19 protein-coding genes and 1 other RNA gene are annotated in these 18,659 nt (G+C 32.4%); 11 read left to right on the top strand and 9 right to left on the bottom strand.

The features are described 5' to 3' along the window. Nucleotides 1-4 precede the first annotated feature (4 nt). From AB671_RS11940 to AB671_RS11915, 6 genes are all read left to right on the top strand, one after another. Nucleotides 5-448, top strand: coding sequence for a hypothetical protein (locus AB671_RS11940; protein WP_066677441.1), 444 nt, complete (start codon nucleotides 5-7; stop codon nucleotides 446-448). A gap of 26 nt (nucleotides 449-474) precedes the next feature. Further along, nucleotides 475-804, top strand: a complete 330-nt coding sequence (locus AB671_RS11935) for a hypothetical protein (protein ID WP_066677437.1) — start codon at nucleotides 475-477, stop codon at nucleotides 802-804. A gap of 35 nt (nucleotides 805-839) precedes the next feature. Further along, nucleotides 840-1,415 carry a hypothetical protein gene (locus tag AB671_RS11930; protein ID WP_066677435.1) on the top strand — a complete coding sequence of 192 codons (576 nt, stop codon included), beginning with the start codon at nucleotides 840-842 and terminating at the stop codon, nucleotides 1,413-1,415. Nucleotides 1,416-1,430: 15 nt separating this feature from the next. Then, nucleotides 1,431-2,042 carry a hypothetical protein gene (locus AB671_RS11925; RefSeq protein ID WP_066677433.1) on the top strand — a complete coding sequence of 204 codons (612 nt, stop codon included), beginning with the start codon at nucleotides 1,431-1,433 and terminating at the stop codon, nucleotides 2,040-2,042. Between the two features lie 34 nt (nucleotides 2,043-2,076). After that, the gene (locus tag AB671_RS11920) at nucleotides 2,077-3,672 is read left to right on the top strand and encodes a LytTR family transcriptional regulator DNA-binding domain-containing protein (protein WP_066677432.1); all 1,596 of its coding nucleotides are present in this window, start codon (nucleotides 2,077-2,079) and stop codon (nucleotides 3,670-3,672) included. Nucleotides 3,673-3,825: 153 nt separating this feature from the next. Beyond that, nucleotides 3,826-4,713: a DUF72 domain-containing protein gene (locus AB671_RS11915; protein WP_066677430.1), complete on the top strand. Its 888-nt coding sequence runs from the start codon at nucleotides 3,826-3,828 to the stop codon at nucleotides 4,711-4,713. A 2-nt stretch (nucleotides 4,714-4,715) separates the two neighbouring features. Here the strand turns inward: AB671_RS11915 and AB671_RS11910 are convergent, their stop codons facing one another. Next, on the bottom strand, nucleotides 4,716-5,306 hold the full coding sequence (locus tag AB671_RS11910; RefSeq protein WP_082987294.1) for a hypothetical protein: 591 nt from the start codon (nucleotides 5,304-5,306) through the stop codon (nucleotides 4,716-4,718). Nucleotides 5,307-5,359: 53 nt separating this feature from the next. Here AB671_RS11910 and AB671_RS11905 point away from each other — a divergent pair, with 53 nt between their 5' ends. Further along, complete coding sequence (locus AB671_RS11905; protein WP_066677429.1) at nucleotides 5,360-6,598, top strand: hypothetical protein; 1,239 nt, start codon at nucleotides 5,360-5,362, stop codon at nucleotides 6,596-6,598. Here the strand turns inward: AB671_RS11905 and AB671_RS11900 are convergent. The 5 genes from AB671_RS11900 to AB671_RS11880 form a co-directional block, all read right to left on the bottom strand. After that, complete coding sequence (locus AB671_RS11900; protein ID WP_066677428.1) at nucleotides 6,595-7,239, bottom strand: HD domain-containing protein; 645 nt, start codon at nucleotides 7,237-7,239, stop codon at nucleotides 6,595-6,597. The genes AB671_RS11905 and AB671_RS11900 overlap by 4 nt on opposite strands. Nucleotides 7,240-7,330: 91 nt before the next feature. Beyond that, nucleotides 7,331-8,173: an alpha/beta fold hydrolase gene (locus tag AB671_RS11895; RefSeq protein WP_066677535.1), complete on the bottom strand. Its 843-nt coding sequence runs from the start codon at nucleotides 8,171-8,173 to the stop codon at nucleotides 7,331-7,333. 91 nt (nucleotides 8,174-8,264) lie between these two features. Next, complete coding sequence (locus AB671_RS11890) at nucleotides 8,265-9,152, bottom strand: ribokinase (RefSeq protein WP_066677423.1); 888 nt, start codon at nucleotides 9,150-9,152, stop codon at nucleotides 8,265-8,267. A 55-nt stretch (nucleotides 9,153-9,207) separates the two neighbouring features. Further along, nucleotides 9,208-9,849 carry a DUF4241 domain-containing protein gene (locus AB671_RS11885; RefSeq protein ID WP_066677422.1) on the bottom strand — a complete coding sequence of 214 codons (642 nt, stop codon included), beginning with the start codon at nucleotides 9,847-9,849 and terminating at the stop codon, nucleotides 9,208-9,210. Nucleotides 9,850-9,924: 75 nt separating this feature from the next. Further along, a complete protein-coding gene (locus tag AB671_RS11880; RefSeq protein ID WP_066677420.1) occupies nucleotides 9,925-12,624 on the bottom strand; it encodes a valine--tRNA ligase in 2,700 nt (899 codons plus the stop codon). A gap of 128 nt (nucleotides 12,625-12,752) precedes the next feature. Between AB671_RS11880 and AB671_RS11875 the strand changes: the two genes are divergently transcribed. After that, the gene (locus AB671_RS11875; protein ID WP_066677417.1) at nucleotides 12,753-13,208 is read left to right on the top strand and encodes a DUF1573 domain-containing protein; all 456 of its coding nucleotides are present in this window, start codon (nucleotides 12,753-12,755) and stop codon (nucleotides 13,206-13,208) included. Between the two features lie 177 nt (nucleotides 13,209-13,385). Beyond that, nucleotides 13,386-14,255 (top strand): polyphosphate kinase 2 family protein, encoded by an 870-nt coding sequence (locus tag AB671_RS11870; RefSeq protein ID WP_066677415.1) that lies wholly within the window; start codon nucleotides 13,386-13,388, stop codon nucleotides 14,253-14,255. A gap of 29 nt (nucleotides 14,256-14,284) precedes the next feature. Here AB671_RS11870 and AB671_RS11865 read toward each other — a convergent pair whose 3' ends face one another. Continuing rightward, a complete protein-coding gene (locus AB671_RS11865) occupies nucleotides 14,285-15,178 on the bottom strand; it encodes a PKD domain-containing protein (protein ID WP_066677413.1) in 894 nt (297 codons plus the stop codon). Between the two features lie 36 nt (nucleotides 15,179-15,214). After that, nucleotides 15,215-15,537, bottom strand: an RNA gene (gene rnpB, locus AB671_RS11860) — RNase P RNA component class A. A 162-nt stretch (nucleotides 15,538-15,699) separates the two neighbouring features. Here rnpB and AB671_RS11855 point away from each other — a divergent pair. Together AB671_RS11855 and AB671_RS11850 are read left to right on the top strand one after the other, a co-directional pair. Further along, entirely contained in the window at nucleotides 15,700-16,191 is a 492-nt protein-coding gene (locus tag AB671_RS11855; RefSeq protein WP_066677411.1) for an RNA polymerase sigma factor, read from the top strand. Further along, nucleotides 16,184-16,858 (top strand): beta-carotene 15,15'-monooxygenase, encoded by a 675-nt coding sequence (locus AB671_RS11850; protein WP_066677409.1) that lies wholly within the window; start codon nucleotides 16,184-16,186, stop codon nucleotides 16,856-16,858. The genes AB671_RS11855 and AB671_RS11850 overlap by 8 nt, the downstream gene beginning before the upstream one ends. 59 nt (nucleotides 16,859-16,917) lie before the next feature. Here the strand turns inward: AB671_RS11850 and rpoN are convergent, their stop codons facing one another. Then, complete coding sequence (gene rpoN, locus AB671_RS11845; RefSeq protein ID WP_066677405.1) at nucleotides 16,918-18,381, bottom strand: RNA polymerase factor sigma-54; 1,464 nt, start codon at nucleotides 18,379-18,381, stop codon at nucleotides 16,918-16,920. Nucleotides 18,382-18,659: the final 278 nt, after the last annotated feature.

The raw sequence follows: 18,659 nt of genomic DNA, 5'->3' as shown, positions 1-18,659 counted from the left end.
TATCATGAAAACTACCCTATTATTTTTAATCGTTTTTACTACTTCATTTACATATGCACAGCAAGATGAGGGTGCCGCAAAACTTAATGAATGTAAAAGATATACAATTGATCTTTTGAATAACAATACTAAAAATGATAACCTTACTAATTGTCTGGTGTCGCTTGCCACGAAAGGCGGTAACTATATAGAACAATATAACGGCTGGATGAGCGAGATTACCCAAAGTTCTAAAGAACAGCTTCAGCAAGAACTTGATTTATTGGAAAATCAAAAGCAACAAGCTACAGAAATGAGAAAGCAAAGCTTTAATTCTATGATGGATAATGTGACCCAAAATCTTCAGAATAAAGCACAGCAAAATTCTTATCAAAAAAAAACATCAGGATCGGGAACTGCTACAAGAGACTGTGTAAACCGACCAGGATATGGATGTGGACAACAATAAATGTTTAATCATTAAAAATTTGCATTATGAAAACACTAGTAACATCAATATTACTTTTTGGTATTTCACTTTACAATGCCCAAAATTCGCAGGATACGATTACTATAAAAAGAGCATTAGTAATAAAAGAAGGAAACTCTTATTATATCTATGACAAAAATGAATCATGTCTTTTCACAAAGCTGAATACAGTTTCACAAAAAGAAGAATTACTACCAGTTTGCTTTGGAGATTTGTACAACGCTTACGTAAATAGTGATAAAAAAATACTACAAAAAATAACCTTGAAAGAAGCAAAAAAAAACATCGATAAACCTCAAAAATTTGAAGAGCTTATCACTTTAACTGATTTCTAAAATACACTCATAAAACTATTTAAAAATCTTATCTCATGAAAAATCAAACAATCATAAAAAACTATGTTTTAATAGCATTCATATGTTTTTCTCTTGTGCCTTTTTCTGCTTTTTCGCAGATGAAAACAGAAAACAAAAAAGGATACGGATTGGCAACTGGCAGCTATAAACCCAACAAACAAGAAACTTCACCCAAACAAAAAAATAACTTAGAGGAAAGGCCTTATGAAAACGAGTGCTACCGAAGTCTTGGTTTTATTGTAAAAAATTATGGCTACAACAAAGACGGAAAATTTTATTCTTGGGGTGTAAAGCTCAAAAATAATTATTCTAAAGCAGTTCAATTAAGATACACTCTTATTGTAGGAAATGACAATAATCAAAATGGTACTCTTACTTATTATATCGACCCTGGAGCATCTTATACCAATGATTTTGGACTTACCAAAGCTATTATTGTTAATAACGATTCGGATCAGTTTAGAATAGAGGTTTCCGAAGTTTGTTTTGAAGGATTAGATTGCAGAAAAAACGGATACGTTAATTGCAACGGGAGACAAAGTGTAAGTACGAGTTCCGAGAATAAAACCACATCATCTTGCAGTCTCTAAGATTTATTCTAAATAATGAAATACAAGTATAGATTTAAGCAAAAAACCAATAACCATTTCCCAAGCCTCGTATATTTTCAAAAATTTGCGGGGCTTTTATTAGAAAGACGTAAATTTATTAAAACGAATAATACCATGGATATCATCAAAGAAATAATAATACAAGCCAGACAATTTGAAGGTGAAACTGAAACCGGAGGACAAAACCGTTCGCCTTTTATTGATAAGATAAATATCTGGATGCCACTTGCTGAACTAGGAAATCCTTACTGTATGACAGGAATTTGCTATACTTTACATCTTTTGGAGGAACAATTTTTAATTAAATTTGATTTACCAAAACATCCTGGTGCTATCGATTTTTATGAATTAGCAAAACCTAAATACAAAACCCATCTTTTCGAAATCGGGAATCTTGTATTTTGGAAATTCAAAACCGGACCTCACGGTCATGTTTCTATTATAGTAGGAGAACCTGATGAAAACGGAAATTTCCCTGCATTTGAATTTAATGTTGTAGTAGGTGATGAAGCGGGTGTTTTTGAAACCGTTAGAAATACAAAAGGAGACTCTGATTTAGATTTTTACGGCCTATTGAATATTTCAACCGCTTGGAAAGCCAAATGACATTAAAATGTTACCGAAATTCTGTTTTATAAAGATGCCAAAGCTTTTGCTTTTATTTGGAGTATTTTTATTCCAGACCTTTGCGTTTTCGCAGCAGAAGAGCATTGTTTTTTCGCCAGAAACAGACAGTATTTCTTTATATAAAAATGCTCAGATTGCTTATACCAATCAAGAAAATTTATCTGCTACATTTATCAATCAGCTAGATTTTAAACCATTTGACGCCTCCACTTTAAAGCAATATCCAATTCCTGATACTTTGCAATATGCGGTTATAAAATTTAGTGTTCTTAATTTTCAGGATAAAAACACCCATCTTTATCTTTCCGCAAAAGACGATATTGCTTATATGCAGGCTTATGAACTTAAAAACAATCATTATCAGCTCATTGCAAAAACGGGGTATGCCAACAGAGTTTCTGATTTTTCAATTAAAAATAATGATAAACAATTGATATTAAGTCCAAAAAAGTATAAAATTACTCAATATATTATCTATCTTAAAAAATACAAATACATCCTTCCGATTCCTGAAATTGAGTTGCAAAGTGAAACAAAGTACCTGAAAGACTTCGAAAAAAAGCAAAGTAAGCCCTTGAGTTTATACTTCTTGTTTACCGTTTTTATTGCAGGATTCCAATTCGCATTGCTTCTGTTTGGGATTTTCAAAATGTATCTTTTAGGTTTTAAAAGAATATATTTCTTCTTTTCATTACAATGTCTTTTGTTTATTTTATTTTATTTAAACGAAATTCATTTTTTAGTTTTTGAAACCCGTTTTTTACCGTTCATTAGCAACAAAATGATATATGAAGCTTTGGGAGATTTATTTATTGTCGTATTTAATTTTTTGATTATCAGCTTTTTTGATTTAGATAAAAAGTCATTTTTATACCGTTTTTTAGTTTGGATTACAGTCTTCTGGGTCATTTTATTTTTTGTCGAAGCCTTACCTTTTATCAATAATCCTATCGTTATTTCGGTATTCCGATTGATACTTAACACCGCTGCAATTGTCGATTTTATAACTTTAACCTGTGTTTTTTATTTTGCATACTTCCACAGAAACGGTTATCGTAAATATCTTTTCATAGGAATTCTAATTGCCATGATTAGTTCGTTTGAAGTAGCACTTCCAAGATTTCTCAATCTGATTAATCTCAACCCCAATTGGATTAAAATATCAGACACTTCCTATCTTTTGCTCCAAATCTGCGACAATCTCAATTTTTGCTTTTTCTTCATTTCTTTTATTATGAGAGAAAAAGAACTGTCTCAGGAAAAAGAATCTTTAGAAAAAGAGCATAATCAAACAGTAGATGAACTCAAAAACCTGAGGAAAATAATAGAAAAAGAAAACATCATTCTAAAAGACAAAACCAAAATAAACCTCGATCAGTTGGTGTACATAAAAGCCGATGACCACTATCTGAACGTGCATACCATCGAAAGTAAAAATCATTTTGTAAGAGGGAAACTGGCAGATATTATAGAAGAGCTACCCGCTAATTTTGTAAAGTGTCATCGTTCTTACATCATCAATAAAAATTATATCAAGCAGTCGCAGTCTAAATTTATAACAATGGCTGATAATTCAGAAATTCCCGTTTCACGTAATTTCAAATTATAATAAAACAGCATTTAGGCTTTAAAATTAATCATCAATATTATTTCTTTGTGCTTTTGAATGTGCTTAATAAAATGAAATTGGAATGCTTTAAATCAAATAAAAATTTATTTATATTTGTTTAAACCTATCACCTAATCCCTAAAACCTAAGTCAATGAAATTCGGACAAGTAGAAGACCCTTCACAAGTAGACTTTACCTTACCAAAAAATCATCCTAAAACCCAGGAAATTTTAAAGCAAAATAAAAAAGGGCTCGAAAATATTTCGATAGGCTGTGCAAAATGGAACAAGACCGACCTGAAAGGCTTTTATCCAAAAGGAACAAAGGACGAATTAACCTATTATGCTACACAATTCAACTCGATTGAGTTAAATGCAACATTTTATGGGATGCCAAGTTCTGAACAGGTTTTAACATGGAAAGAAAAGACACCTGAGAATTTTAAGTTTTTCCCCAAAATAACCAATACGGTCTCACATTTCAGAAGACTTTTGAATATTGATGATGTAGTGACTCAGTTTGCAACAGCTGTTCTCAATTTTGATGATAAATTAGGAATGGTTTTCCTACAGCTTCATGATAATTTTAAACCAAAAGATTATGAAAGGCTGGAGCAGTTTGTGAATAAATGGCCAAAAGAAGTGCCCTTAGCCATCGAACTTCGAAATACAGAATGGTTTACAGATGAAGATATTTTTGATAAAACCTGTCAGCTTTTTGAACATAACGGCATCACCAATATTATCGTAGATACAGCGGGAAGACGAGATATGCTTCACATGAGACTCACTACACCTAATGCATTTATTAGATATGTGGGAGCCAATGCAGAAAGCGATTACGAAAGATTAGACGATTGGCTGAATCATCTTACCCAATGGAAAAAAGAGGGATTGCAGAATCTTTATTTCTTCGTTCATCAAAATATCGAAAAAGCATCTCCACTTTTATCAGCTTATTTTATTGAAAAATTAAATAAAGAATGGAAAACTGATATTTTGGTTCCGAAATTGGCAGATGAAAGGCCTACTCTATTTTAGGATTATTTTTTTCTTACCAAAAGAACAAAATTGAGGAATAATAATAGGAAACAAAGGGTTACCCAAATTCCCATTACCATATTTTGGTAGTTGTCTTCTTCAATTTCTTTTTTAGCTATTGCCGAAAGTTTTTCGCTTTGATTGATGTAATTCTTTACCTCAAGCATCTGATCTATATTTTTATTGGGTACAGAATGTTGGGAAAAATAAACAAGATTTTTTTTACCCAAATATCCGGCAACCCAATATTCATCAGACTTATTCATCTTCAGATACTCTACTCTGTAATATTCGGGACGAATTTTTCCAATGTGTTTGGTTTCTAAAGGTGTATTTTTATCAAAATTATTTACATTGATGACATAAAAATCAAGGGGCTGCGGAAGTTTGTTGATTACCTGTAATGACAAAGAATTGTTGACAACGCCTATCACCGATTTTTTGATGAACCAATAGGTAAAGACAGAAACCGCAAAAACCACACTTGCAATCCTGAAAAGTTTAGCCAACTGTCCCAATTTTCCTTTTTTCAGTTTTGAAAAAAAGAGCGAGAAAACCAGCGAAAGAAAAATAACAAAAATGATAAATCCCATAAGTGCAAAGATACTTATTTATGTATATTTGCGTCAAAACTAAATAAGTAACTATGAAAAGAATTATTTTGAGCTGTTTTTTGTTCATAACCTCAGTAATCAATGCTCAAATCAAATTTGAAAAAGGATATATTATTACTCACAATGGTGACAAACAAGATGTTTTAATTAGAAATATTGAATGGGTAAATTCTCCAGAATCTTTTGTTTACAAAATCAATGAAAATTCCTCAGAACTAACTGGAAATATCACCAATACAGAAGAATTTGGAATATATGGACATGAGTCGTATATCAATTACAATGGTACTATAGATACATCGTCTAGAGATTTATCTTTCTTATCTTATAAAAAAGATCCTGAATTAAAAAAAGCAAATGTTTTTTTAAAACAATTAGTTTCTGATGAAAAAAAATTATACTCTTATAGAGGCAATAACTTAATCAATTATTTTTATTCAGACAATAATAACCGTGATATCAAATTATTAATTTATAAAAAATATCACCCTCAGGGAAACCAAATGGCTGTGGCTATTAATGAAGACTATAAGGAGCAACTAGCTACAATTTTTTCGAATACCGAAATAACAAAAAAAGAAATAGCTCTAGCAAAATACAGTGACAATGATTTAAAAAATATTTTTGCTAAGGCTAGTCAGACAGGTAATTCTACAACTTTTAAAATTGATAGCAAAGCAAAAAATAGCAACAAATTTAATCTTAATATAAGACCTGGAATGAATTTTTATGCTCCACTTTCTTTTTACAACCCGAATTTTACAAATACAGAGTTTACTTCAAGATCATCATTCAGATTTGGGGTAGAGGCTGAATTATTTTTACCATTCAACAAAAATAAGTGGTCGGTTATTTTCGAACCTTCCTACGCTATTTATTCCTCCGAAAAACTTAAAAGTAGAAGCTCTAACATTTATGACTTTTCCTTGGATAGCTATTCTTTTATCAATGTATCTTTAGGACTAAAACATCATATGTATGTAAATGATAAATCTAAGATCTTTTTGAATGCTGCTATGAATATTGTGACAATCAACGTAGGTACCGCAAAACATTTCGATTTTAGCTACGAAAATAGATCATTTTATCAGGTTCCTATTTCACCAGCAAAACCTTTTAACTCTTTTGTACTAGGAGCTGGCTACACTTATAACAATAAATATACTTTAGAGTTGAGATATAATACAGCTGGTGAAATACTAAAACTAAAAGCAGATCAAAGCGCTCAATTAAAATACTTTTCTGTCATTTTAGGTTACAACATCTTTTAATCGACATTCCATTCTTTCATAAACTGGTCGAGGAAAGTCAGCATAAACTGATGTCTTTCTTCGGCTATTTTTTTGCCTTCATTAGTATTCATTAAATCTTTCAAAAGCAACAATTTTTCGTAGAAATGATTGATTGTTGTTCCGTTTGATTTTTTATATTCTTCTTTCGTCATATTCAGTTTTGGCTGAATATCTGGATGATACATCATATTATTTTTAAAACCACCAAAATTGAAAGTTCTTGCCACTCCGATAGCGCCAATTGCATCTATTCTGTCGGCATCCTGCACAACTTTAAGTTCGATTGGTAAACTTTGAGGAACTTCACCTCTATTTTTAAATGAAATATTCTGAATAATAAATAAAACCTGCTGAATAATCTCTTCCTCAACATTCTGAGCTTCTAAAAATTCTCTGGAAATTTTTAAAGCTAAAGTTTCATCTCCATTATGAAATTTAGGATCGGCAATATCGTGTAATAAAGCAGAAAGCTCAACAACATTAAGATTACAATTTTCAGTCTGAGCAATTTTCTTTGAAAGTTTCCATACTCTTTCGATGTGAAACCAGTCGTGACCAGCTTCTGCACCTTCTAATTTTTCTTTTACGAATTGTATTGTGTTTTGAATGATGTTGTTCATTTTAATTTTTTAAATATTATTTCTAAAACCACCCCGTCAAAAATTCTTTCGAATTTCCGCCACCCCTCCAAAGGAAGGAAATTTTCATTGCTTAATTTTTAATTTCTTTCAAAATAATATTCCAAAGTTTTTTATTATAGCTTCTGAAAAAATTCACATGTCCAATCTCACCTTTTTCTGATTCTTTAGTCTGTAAGAATCTATAATTAGGTTTCAGATTAGAATACACATCATTAAGTAGACTTTTCACCCCTTTATCAGTTAACCAAACATCGTCTTCAGCATATAAAACAAAAACTTTTTGGGTTAATTCTTTTGAATAATCATTAGTTTTAAGCAATAATTTTCCTGTAGATTTTCTGTTCAAAATTAATGTTCTCCAGTCATAAGCGCAATTTTTTGGAAGACTTTCTCCCAATCCAAACCAATGCGCTGGGAAATAACCAAATAGCTCTGTAAAAAAAGGCTGTGCCAATCCGAAACCGAAAAAAGCTTCCCATTTGGTCTTCCCTTTTAGATTTCCGATGAAAGCATTTTGGGTGGCAACGAAAATAAATTTTTCAAATATTTTAGAATTTTCATTCATCCCAATAATTAGAGCACCAACAGAATGTCCTAGGCAAAACTTGCGATGATCTGGATAGTTTTCGATGATAAAATTTGTGACCGTTTTAAAATCTTCATTCCCCCAAATTCGCATAGAAGCATTAAATTTTCTCATTCTATCAGGCTTCGACAGTCCTATCCCACGATAGTCATAAGTAATGACCGTAAATCCGTTCTCAGAAAAAAATTGAGCAATAGAAAAGTAAACCTGCTGTTTTACCCCCGTAGCAGAATTGATAATCAAAACCTTACCATTAGATTTTTCAGGTTTAAAAAGATGGGTGGTCAATTGAAATTGATCTTTGGTGGTGAGTATCAGTTTTTCCATAAGATGTAATAAAAAAATCCACATCAAATGTGGAAATTTTAGCTTTATAAATCTCTATTAAAAAGATATATCAATATGCATTAAATAGGGTCTATATCAAATCTTTAAGATAAGGAAGTGCTGTCTGAGCGCCTTTCCCTAAAGAAACTTTAGATGAAACCAGGTTACCAAATTTCACACAGTCCTCAATGGTGTTTTTATGGCACAATGCTATCGCAAAACCGGACGTAAAAGCGTCTCCCATTCCCATCTTATACACCATACTTTCATGTTCGTTGCGGAAATATTTCATTTCAGTTCCGTCAAAATAAATGGTAGAGTTTGTTTCGTCTCTTACAAAAAGTTTATTCTGATATTTTTTGAAAATTTCTTCTCTTTTATCTTCTCCAAAAATAATAGAAAGTTCATTGCTTCGGGCAACGATAAAGTCAACTTGATCTAATAGATAATCATTTAATTTTGCGCCTGGAGATGCATACAGACCTATCATTTTACCAAGGCCTTTTGCTTTTGCTATCGTATATTCTATAATCTCCATTGGAATCTCCAACTGCAAAAGAATAAGAGATGCTGAGTGAATATATTTCTCTGCATCATCAATCTGTTTTTCGGTTAATTTTTTATTGGAAGCAGGATCTACAACAATAGAAAAATCGCCGTTACAACTCGTTACATAAGCAATACCAGTAGCCTCTTGATCTGTTTCATATACAAAACCTACATTCACATTTTCATTGACGAGATTACGCATGATTTGCTGCCCCAAAGGATCAATCCCTACGCAACCCACAAAATGAACATTGGCTCCCAATCTTGCTGTACCCACTGCCTGATTTGCCCCTTTACCTCCAAAATAATTTTCAGAATGACGAGCTATCACCGTTTCATTACAAGACGGTATTTTATCAGTATAGAGTACTAAATCTAGCGAACAACTGCCAACAACGACAATCTTTGGATGCTCTGATGAAAAGTTCATAATAATATATTCGTAGTCTTTTGAATTAAAAACTACTATTTAAATGTAAGCAATTTTAACTTACTAATATCTCAATAAATTCAGTAATAATTTTCACAGGATTATTTTCTTTGTCAAATCCTATATAGCTTGCATAAAAACCTTCACCATAGCCTGTTTCAAAAGCAAAAATATTTCCCGGATTTTCTTCTGTGGGTTTTAAAAATGCAAACTGATCGATGGCACCATTTTCATCGAAAAAATGCTCATGAAAAAATTCTTCATAAATTCCCATAAAATCGTCTCCTTTTCTTTGGAAAAGTTTCTGCTCATGAAGATTAAGCTGCTCCTGAGTTTGAAGATCCATAAAACATCCCATTCCGCTTTCTACGGGATAACCGAAAACTTCACCTTCTGCTAAATCTTTTATATTTTGCTCTTTGGTAATTGCCATTTTCCATGATGTAATTTTGGCATTGCTAAAAATAATTTCAGCATAGGCTACACAATTACTTTCAGTTTCTTTGTGAAGTAAAACCTGAAAGTCTCCTTTAGGAAATTGAGTCGTAAAAGGTTGCATATCATTTGTGATCAAAGGGTCACAGGCAACCAATTTTCCGGTGGAAAGATATATTTTTCCCACTTCAAAACTTTCCAATAAAGGACTTTCAACGAAGTCTTTTGAGAAAAGTTTTTGTATGTTTTCTAAGTGTGTCATTTTAATTTTTTAGGTTAAGGTTGAGGCTAAGATTAAGATAATTTTTAACCTTAGCCTAAGTCTCAACCTTATTTGTTATAAACTTTTTAGCTTCTCTTCTAAAATCGCAATCTTATCTTGCGCATCTTTTTGTTTTTTGCGCTCGCTTTCTACCACTTCTGGTTTTGCATTGGCAACAAACTTTTCGTTAGATAATTTCTTATCAACAGAAATAAGGAAGCCTTTTAGGTATTTTAATTCTTCTTCTGTTTTTGTTTTTTCTTCACCCAAATCTAAGTTTTCACTTAACGGAATTGAAACTTCCGTAGATCCAACAAGGAATGTAAAACTTGGTTTATCTGTTTTTGCTCCAAAATGAATTTCAGAAATATTGGCTAATCTCTTAATTACCGATTCGTTGTCAAACTCAGTAGCGTTGGTATAAACTTCTGCAGCTTCTCTTGGCGAAATGCCTTTTGTCTGACGGTAGTTTCTAACACCTGAGATCAAATCCTGAGCAGTCTCAAATTTCTTGATAATATCTTCGCTGAATGTTTCTGCTTTCTTCTGCTGAGAGATCATCAAAGCATCTTCTATTTTTCTGTCTGAAATCGTCTGCCACAATTCTTCCGTTAAGAAAGGCATGAACGGATGAAGTAGTTTCATCAATTCTTCAAATAAATAAATCGTCTTTGTATAAACTTCTTTAGAAATACCTTCACCATAATTGGGTTTAATTGCTTCCAAATACCAACCACAGAAATCATCTTTAACTAATTTTTGAAGTAAGCTTAAAGCATCCGAAATTCTAAATTTACTGAACTGGTCATTAACTTCAGCAATTGTTTTATTCAATTGATTTTCGAACCATTCTATCGTCTGAATATCTGTTGAATTAGCCGGCTTATCTTCATGATTCCACATGTTGATCAATCGGAAAGCATTCCAGATCTTTGTTCCAAAATTTCTTCCCAAATCGCAAAGAGGTGACGTGTAAACAGCATCTTTACCTTCTTCCATTCTTTGTTTTATCTGCTTTTCAGTTAAAACATTTCCTTCTTCATCAATCTGCTCAGAATCAAATTTCAAATCGTTTCCTGCTGCAGAACTCATCATAATTCCTACTCTTACTGCATCAGCTCCGTAACGCTCGATTAAGTCTAATGGATCTGGTGAATTCCCAAGAGATTTAGACATTTTTCTGCCAATTTTATCTCTTACAATCCCTGTAAAATAAACATTCTTAAACGGAACTTCTTTTCTGTATTCCAATCCTGCCATGATCATTCTGGCAACCCAGAAGAAAATAATATCCGGACCTGTTACCAAATCTGAAGTTGGATAATAGTAATTAATATCTTTATTATCCGGATTATTCAAGCCATCAAAAACAGACATTGGCCACAACCATGATGAAAACCATGTATCTAATGCATCTTCGTCTTGTCTTAAATCTTCAAGCTGAGCTATAATTCCCTTTTTCTCTTCTAATACTACAAGTGCCTGATATTTATCTTCTGCAACTACGAAATCATTTTCACCATCTCCGTAATAGAAAGCAGGAATTTGCTGTCCCCACCAAAGCTGACGAGAAATATTCCAGTCACGGATGTTTTCCATCCAATATTTGTAAGTATTTTTAAATTTTTCTGGATAGAATTTTACTTCATCATCCATTACAACATCCAAAGCTGGTTTTGCAATCTCAGACATCTTTAAAAACCATTGAACAGAAACTTTAGGCTCGATAACCGCACCTGTTCTTTCAGATGTTCCTACTTTATTCATATAATCTTCTGCCTTCAACAAAAGATCATTTGTTTCTAATTCTTTAGCGATTTGTTTTCTTACGTCGAATCTGTTTTTTCCTACGTAATGCAATCCGTGCTCGTTAAGATTTCCGTCATCATCCAAAGAATCAATCATTGGTAACTGATGTTTTTGTCCAATTTCATAGTCATTAATGTCGTGAGCCGGCGTAATTTTCAGCGCCCCTGTTCCAAATTCAATATCAACATATTCATCTTCAATGATTGGAATAACTCTGTTAACAATCGGAACGATTACATTTTTACCTTTCAGATGAGCATATCTCTCATCGTTAGGATTGATACAAACTGCAGTATCACCAAAAATAGTTTCAGGACGCGTTGTAGCCACCGAAAGGAATTCTTCTGTACCTTCGATTTTATATTTAAGGAAATATAGTTTTCCGTTTTGCTCTTTAAAGATTACTTCTTCATCAGAAATATTGGTTTTAGCCTCCGGATCCCAGTTGACCATTCTGTAGCCACGATAAATCAATCCTTTGTTATACAAATCAACAAAAGATTTAGTTACCTGTTGAGAAAGAGATTCTTCCATTGTGAAACGGGTTCTGTCCCAATCGCAAGAACAACCCAATTTCTTCAACTGCTCAAGAATTGTTCCGCCGTATTTGTCAGTCCATTCCCAAGCGTGCTTTAAGAATTCTTCTCTGGTAATATCAGATTTGTTGATTCCTTCAGACTTCAGTTTAGCAACAACTTTCGCTTCGGTAGCAATTGAAGCGTGATCTGTTCCCGGAACCCAACAAGCATTAAAGCCCTGCATTCTTGCACGACGGACCAAAACATCCTGAATGGTATTATTCAACATATGCCCCATATGAAGTATCCCGGTGACGTTAGGCGGTGGAATTACAATCGTATAAGGAGGCTTTTCGTTGGGTTCTGAGTGGAAATATTTGTTTTCCAGCCAGTAATTGTACCATTTTTGTTCTGTTTGCTGTGGATTATACTTTTCTGAAATCTGCATAAATTCTGGTTTCTATAACTTATAATTTGCAAAAATAGTTTAAAGTAAAAAAATGTAAGCATTAATTAAAATAATTTTTAACTTTGTTTCTCAAAATTTATCTAACAAACATATTAACTTTTAAGAATATGAAAAACTTATTAGCAGGAATTGCATTATTCGGAACATTTGCATTAGCATCTGCACAAACAATTACATTCGACAAAACTACTTATGAATATGGTCAAATTAAGCCAAATTCTGATGGTACAAGATTCTTTACAGTAACTAATACAGGAGATAAGCCTCTTATTATTTCTAATGTAAAGCCAGCTTGTGGATGTACTACTCCAGAATTTAGCCAAGATCCTATTGCACCTGGAAAATCAGCAAAAATTAAAGTTGGATACAACACTGCAACTGTTTCTCCTTTCAACAAAATGATCGAGGTATTTTCTAATGACCCTGTAAACAGCAGAAGTGTAATTTACATTAAAGGTGAAGTAACTGCTAATGCTCCAGAACCAAAACCATTAACTCCTGCAGAACAAAAAGCTAAAGCAAAAGCTGACAAAAAAGCAGCTAAAATTGCAGCTAAAAAATAATTTTTACTTTAAAAATTCTTAAACCGTCTCAATTGAGGCGGTTTTTTTGTTATATTTATGTTGTTAGATGTTAGATGTTAGATGTTAGATGTTAGATGTTAGATGTTAGAAAGTTAAGATATATTGAAATCCCATCATCATTTATCTATTGAATTAAATCATTAAATCATAAAAAATATGGATAATAATTTCTCAGACGATTTTTTAGTGAAAGGTAAATTTTCAATAAAAAAATCGTCAACAGAGTATAAAGGAAAGCTCACTAAAGAAGAAGGTGTGCAGTTATTAATTCAGGAAAAAGAAAAACTGAGAGAGCTTCAGGAAAAAATGTATGCCGACGGAAGCCAATCACTTTTAGTCGTTCTGCAAGCGATGGATGCTGCCGGAAAAGACAGTTTGATAGAGCATGTTTTTGGAGGTGTAAATCCTCAAGGCTGCAATGTTACCAGTTTTAAAACTCCTAGTTCTAAAGAATATTCGCATGATTTTCTTTGGAGACATTATTTAGCTTTACCTCAGAAAGGTATGATCGGTATTTTTAACCGTTCTCATTATGAAAGTGTTTTGGTCTGTAAAGTACATCCTGAATATAATTTAAGCGAAAAAACATGGGATTCTGTAAAAGATTTCGATAAAAAATTCTGGGAAAACAGATATGAAAGCATCAGAAATTTTGAGAAACACCTCGCTCAAAACGGAACGACAATTATTAAAATTTTCTTGAATGTTTCTAAAGATGAGCAAAAGAAAAGGCTTTTAGACCGTATCAACGAACAGGAAAAAAACTGGAAATTCTCAGCTGCTGACCTTCCCGAAAGAGCTTTGTTTGACCAATATATGGAATGCTACGAAACTGCCATCAATGAAACCTCAAAAGATGAAGCACCTTGGTACGTAATTCCCGCAGACAATAAATGGTTTGCAAGACTTTCTGCATTACAGATCATTATTGATACGTTAGAAAAAATGGATTTGAAATTCCCGAAACTTTCGGAAGAAGACAGAGCAGATTTAAAAGATGCTAAAAAGCAGCTTGAAAGTGAGTAAAAAAGCCTCATAAATTGAGGCTTTTAATATTATAATTTTTCAAAATCAATTTTGAATGATAAATTACCTTGAGTAAATGTACGCGAACTACCAATGAACTCAGAAGCAGGGATTGAAAATGTAGCCATTAGTTCATCTGGGCTTCCATCCTCTACTAATGAATTAACAGCATCATTATCTTTAAAATAAATATTAAACCCGTTTAATGCCTCATATCCTAAAGTAATATTGTAACTAGATAAATCAAAAACAACATTCGCTTGTTGATTAGTTACAATCCCTGTTGATAACATAAATGATGTATTTGAAGGCAGAAACTGATGAGGATTATTAGGATCTGGCGTTGATGAATTTTTATATAACTCTAGATACATATCTGCATATTTATTAACATTTGTAGTCATATAACTTTTACTTTCATCCCACGCTCCAGTAAAATTCACCCAATTTCCAGTCGTTCCTGTTACCATTACCCAATTCAGATTTGTAGTTTTTTGAGGAATAGAAGTAACAGTAATTTTCTTTATTTTTAATAAATTAGTATTAGTAACTGTTACATTTACTGTCTTTACAATATTTGTTCCCCCAGCTAATACTAGTGTTGCCTTTACAGTAAAACTACCTGCTGTTTTATAATTATGATAAATTTTAGATAAAGATCCGTCCCCATAATAAGTAGATCCATCACCAAAATCCCAATTCACATTAGTTATTTGTTCATTAATAGAATTTTGGAAATAAAATTCAAAAGTAGTATCAATAGACGCTTGTGTTTTTGAAGAAACTAATATTAAATTGTTTCCACTATTTCCAATGTTTATATTCGTATTCTCTGAAACATCATCAGATTCTCCTCCAGAACAAGAAAGGAAAATTAAAGAAACCATAGCTGCCTTTAATAAAATAGATAATTTTTTATTCATAGTACTTGTATTTTTAAGAATGCTAATATATTAAAAAAAACGAGAAAATCTATAAGCCGGATTTTGTACTTTAAAAAAGTGCCTGTTATTTATCTACGCTTTACATTGCTGCAAAACTTGAGCTGATTACCCCTCGGCTTTCAGAGCGAGCAACTCCTATTTTCATTACTGAAAAGAACCGATATACTTATCATTGCACCGCAAAGAGTTTACCTGGTTTCACTACAGCCGAACTGTACCTGCTTTCTGTTGCACTTGTCCTATCCTCACGGATGACGGATGTTATCCGCTTTGCTGCTCTATGGTGTCCGGACTTTCCTACCCTTACCGAAGTAAGAATCAACAAGCCGATTTTCTCGTGGCTGCAAAGATAGATAATTTGAAAATTCGGGAATGAAATAATTTGAAAATTTTTAATTCATTGTGTTTATTTGAAAAAATGCTTTATTCATTCATTTCCAAATTACTAAATTTTCAAATTGTCAAATTATATCATATCTTCGTGCAGTTATATATTTATTTTGATTTCTAAAGAGAAAGAATTTGCACAGCTTGTAAAAGATAATCAGGGTTTGATTATTAAAGTATCGCGTCTGTACACCAATTCGCTGGAAGATGAGGAAGACCTTTTCCAGGAAATTGTCTTACAGCTTTGGCGAAGCTATGATTCTTTTAAAGGAAATTCAAAGATTTCTACCTGGATGTATCGTGTTGCCCTTAACACTGCAATCACTCTTTTCAGAAAAAAAAGTAAAAGCTTACCAACTAATGAGCTCGACATCAATCACAGAGATTTTATTGAAGATGATGATGACAAGCAGCAACAGATTTCACTTCTTTACACGGTAATCAAAACTTTACCAAATGTAGAAAGAGCAATCGTAATGATGTATCTCGACGACTTACCCTATAAAGATATAGCAGAAAACTTAGGTATTACGGAAGTAAATGCACGTGTGAAAATGAACAGATTAAAGAAAATACTTAAAGAAAAAATGGAAAAATATGCCTGAATTTGATTTAGACAGCTTTAAGAAAACCTGGCAGGAACAACCTGTTCAGCCTAAATATAATGATAATGAGATTCTGAAAATGCTCAACAATAAGTCACGTAATTACATGAAATATATTTTCTGGATCAGCGTAATGGAGTTTTTACTTTTCAGTGTTTTGGGTGTATTTTATCTTATACAAAATAATGAATCAGATAGTTTCTTGAGTATTTTAGAAAAAATGGGGGTGCATAAAGATAGCCAACTGGTCACTAAACTTGACAATATTTATTTAATTGTAAAAATTCTTAGCCTTGTAGTTACCGGATTTTTTGTATTTAAATTTTATCAAAACTACCGTAAAATTAAAATTGAAGAAGACCTCAAAGCATTTATTACAAGAATAATTACCTTCAAAAAAACAGTCAATGCTTTTATTTTAACCAATATCGGGTTATTGCTAATTCTGATAAGTACACTAATCGGATTTGCTTTTTATATTTTAAATGTTCAAAACATAGAAATCAACAACTCCGCTTTTACAGGATTTATTGTTGGAATTATAGTAGGTACAATTTTGTGCGTTATTCTGATTTGGGTTTATTACAGATTGGTCTACGGAATTATTATGAGCAGGCTCGATAAAAATTTAAGTCAATTAAAAGAAATAGAATCTCAGGAAAACTAAAAATATTATTACATATTCAGCACAAAAAAAGCATTTCAAATTTGAAATGCTTTTCTGTTTTATAATTCTTTTCTTAATCTTGCGACTGGAATATTGAGCTGTTCACGATATTTTGCAATCGTTCGTCTGGCAATATTATACCCTTGTTCTTTAAGAATCACCACTAACGCATCATCTGTTAAAGGTTTTCTCTTATTTTCTTTACTAATTACTTCCTGAAGATGATTTTTTATTTCTTTTGTAGAAACTTCTTCACCATCATCATTTGTCAAACTATCCGAAAACAAATCTTTAAGATAAAGAATACCGTTTGGCGTATCGGCATATTTACTTTTTACTACTCTTGAGATTGTAGAAATATCAAAACCAGTAATATCAGCAATATCTTTCAAAATCATTGGCTTCAATGACTTTTCATCGCCCGTAATAAAATAATTATGTTGAAATTTAACGATGGCGTTGATCGTTTGCAGCAAAGTATTCTGACGTTGATTAATTGCATCGATATACCATTTGGCAGCATCCAGTTTCTGCTTAATAAATAATGCAGCCTGTTTATGCTCAGATGATTTTTTATCGTGAGAATATGTGGTTAAAATATCTTTATATTCTTCAGAAACCCTTAAAGTTGGTGCATTCTTGCTGTTAAGCATTGGGATTACCTGTCCGTCTTTCACCTGAATTACAAAATCCGGAATAATTTCCTGATTGATTGTAATGGTTTGTGTATCGAAGTTCCCACCTACTTTTGGTGACAGTTTTGAAATTTCCTCCAAGGCATCTTTCAAATCCTCTTCTTCAATATCATATTTCTGAATAATCTTATTATAATGCTTATTGGTAAGCGCCTCAAATTGATATCTCAAAATATTAGCAGCTAAAGAAACTGCCTTATCAGAACTTATTTTTTTCTCGATCTGCAATAAAAGACATTCCTGTAGACCTCTAGCCCCAACACCAGATGGATCAAGCTTCTGAATATAATTTTCAAGTATATCCTCTACCTTCTCTTTGGTTGTATAAATTCCCTGAGAAAAAGCCAAGTCATCCACGATCGCCTTAATTTCTCTTCTAAGATATCCGTCCGTATCTAGATTACCAATAATATATTCCGCAATTTTCAGATCTTCATCACTGATGTTAATAAGATTTATTTGCTCCATTAAATAGTCATACAACGATTGTCCCTCAGTAAGGAGACTTTCGTTATCAAAATCTTCATCATCGGCAGAATAATTACTAGAAGCCGTTTTATAGCTTGGTTCATCATCATACAGATATTCATTGACATCAAAATCTGTTTCTATACTTTCTGTACCCTCGCTTTCATAGCTTTCATCCAAAGTAGAATATTCATCTTCTTTAGATTCATCTTTTGCTACTTCAAGTGCAGGATTTTCTTCAAGTTCTCTTTCAAGCTCTTCTTCAAATTCCAAAGTATGAAGCTGAATCAACTTCATCAGCTGAATTTGCTGAGGGGCAAGTTTCTGTCCTAATTTAAGTTGTAAATGTTGTTTTAGCATATTCTACTTTGTGTTTGTTAACATAACATCTACGAATTTAATATTTTTTTTTGGAAAAAACATCATTAGCACGATTTTTGTAGCATTAAATATACAAAGTCAATACAATTATGTTTTGGCTTATTTTCACACAAAATATAATCCTATATTTTGCACATATCATTCAAAAATTTATTTAATTAATTTTCTTAGGAGCTATTTCCGTCTATCCGCTCATACTCCTCACGCCAATGCTCTCCAACACCAAATCCCTCCTACTCTCCAACTCATGTTCCGGG

The organism is Chryseobacterium sp. BGARF1, assembly GCF_001677955.1.
Taxonomy (GTDB): Bacteria; Bacteroidota; Bacteroidia; order Flavobacteriales; family Weeksellaceae; genus Chryseobacterium.
Note: the sequence above shows the minus strand (reverse complement) of the source record. Positions and strands in the feature narration are given on the sequence as shown.

Excerpts from the sequence above, each read along its gene's own strand:
- AB671_RS11895 (WP_066677535.1), bottom strand. The coding sequence starts at position 8,173 with ATGGAAAAACTGATACTCACCACCAAAGATCAATTTCAATTGACCACC.
- AB671_RS11900 (WP_066677428.1), bottom strand. The coding sequence starts at position 7,239 with ATGAACAACATCATTCAAAACACAATACAATTCGTAAAAGAAAAATTA.
- AB671_RS11935 (WP_066677437.1), top strand. The coding sequence starts at position 475 with ATGAAAACACTAGTAACATCAATATTACTTTTTGGTATTTCACTTTAC.
- AB671_RS11885 (WP_066677422.1), bottom strand. The coding sequence starts at position 9,849 with ATGACACACTTAGAAAACATACAAAAACTTTTCTCAAAAGACTTCGTT.
- AB671_RS11910 (WP_082987294.1), bottom strand. The coding sequence starts at position 5,306 with ATGGGATTTATCATTTTTGTTATTTTTCTTTCGCTGGTTTTCTCGCTC.
- AB671_RS11875 (WP_066677417.1), top strand. The coding sequence starts at position 12,753 with ATGAAAAACTTATTAGCAGGAATTGCATTATTCGGAACATTTGCATTA.
- AB671_RS11915 (WP_066677430.1), top strand. The coding sequence starts at position 3,826 with ATGAAATTCGGACAAGTAGAAGACCCTTCACAAGTAGACTTTACCTTA.
- AB671_RS11920 (WP_066677432.1), top strand. The coding sequence starts at position 2,077 with ATGCCAAAGCTTTTGCTTTTATTTGGAGTATTTTTATTCCAGACCTTT.
- AB671_RS11880 (WP_066677420.1), bottom strand. The coding sequence starts at position 12,624 with ATGCAGATTTCAGAAAAGTATAATCCACAGCAAACAGAACAAAAATGG.
- AB671_RS11940 (WP_066677441.1), top strand. The coding sequence starts at position 5 with ATGAAAACTACCCTATTATTTTTAATCGTTTTTACTACTTCATTTACA.
- rpoN (WP_066677405.1), bottom strand. The coding sequence starts at position 18,381 with ATGCTAAAACAACATTTACAACTTAAATTAGGACAGAAACTTGCCCCT.
- AB671_RS11930 (WP_066677435.1), top strand. The coding sequence starts at position 840 with ATGAAAAATCAAACAATCATAAAAAACTATGTTTTAATAGCATTCATA.
- AB671_RS11925 (WP_066677433.1), top strand. The coding sequence starts at position 1,431 with ATGAAATACAAGTATAGATTTAAGCAAAAAACCAATAACCATTTCCCA.
- AB671_RS11905 (WP_066677429.1), top strand. The coding sequence starts at position 5,360 with ATGAAAAGAATTATTTTGAGCTGTTTTTTGTTCATAACCTCAGTAATC.
- AB671_RS11890 (WP_066677423.1), bottom strand. The coding sequence starts at position 9,152 with ATGAACTTTTCATCAGAGCATCCAAAGATTGTCGTTGTTGGCAGTTGT.
- AB671_RS11865 (WP_066677413.1), bottom strand. The coding sequence starts at position 15,178 with ATGAATAAAAAATTATCTATTTTATTAAAGGCAGCTATGGTTTCTTTA.
- AB671_RS11870 (WP_066677415.1), top strand. The coding sequence starts at position 13,386 with ATGGATAATAATTTCTCAGACGATTTTTTAGTGAAAGGTAAATTTTCA.
- AB671_RS11850 (WP_066677409.1), top strand. The coding sequence starts at position 16,184 with ATGCCTGAATTTGATTTAGACAGCTTTAAGAAAACCTGGCAGGAACAA.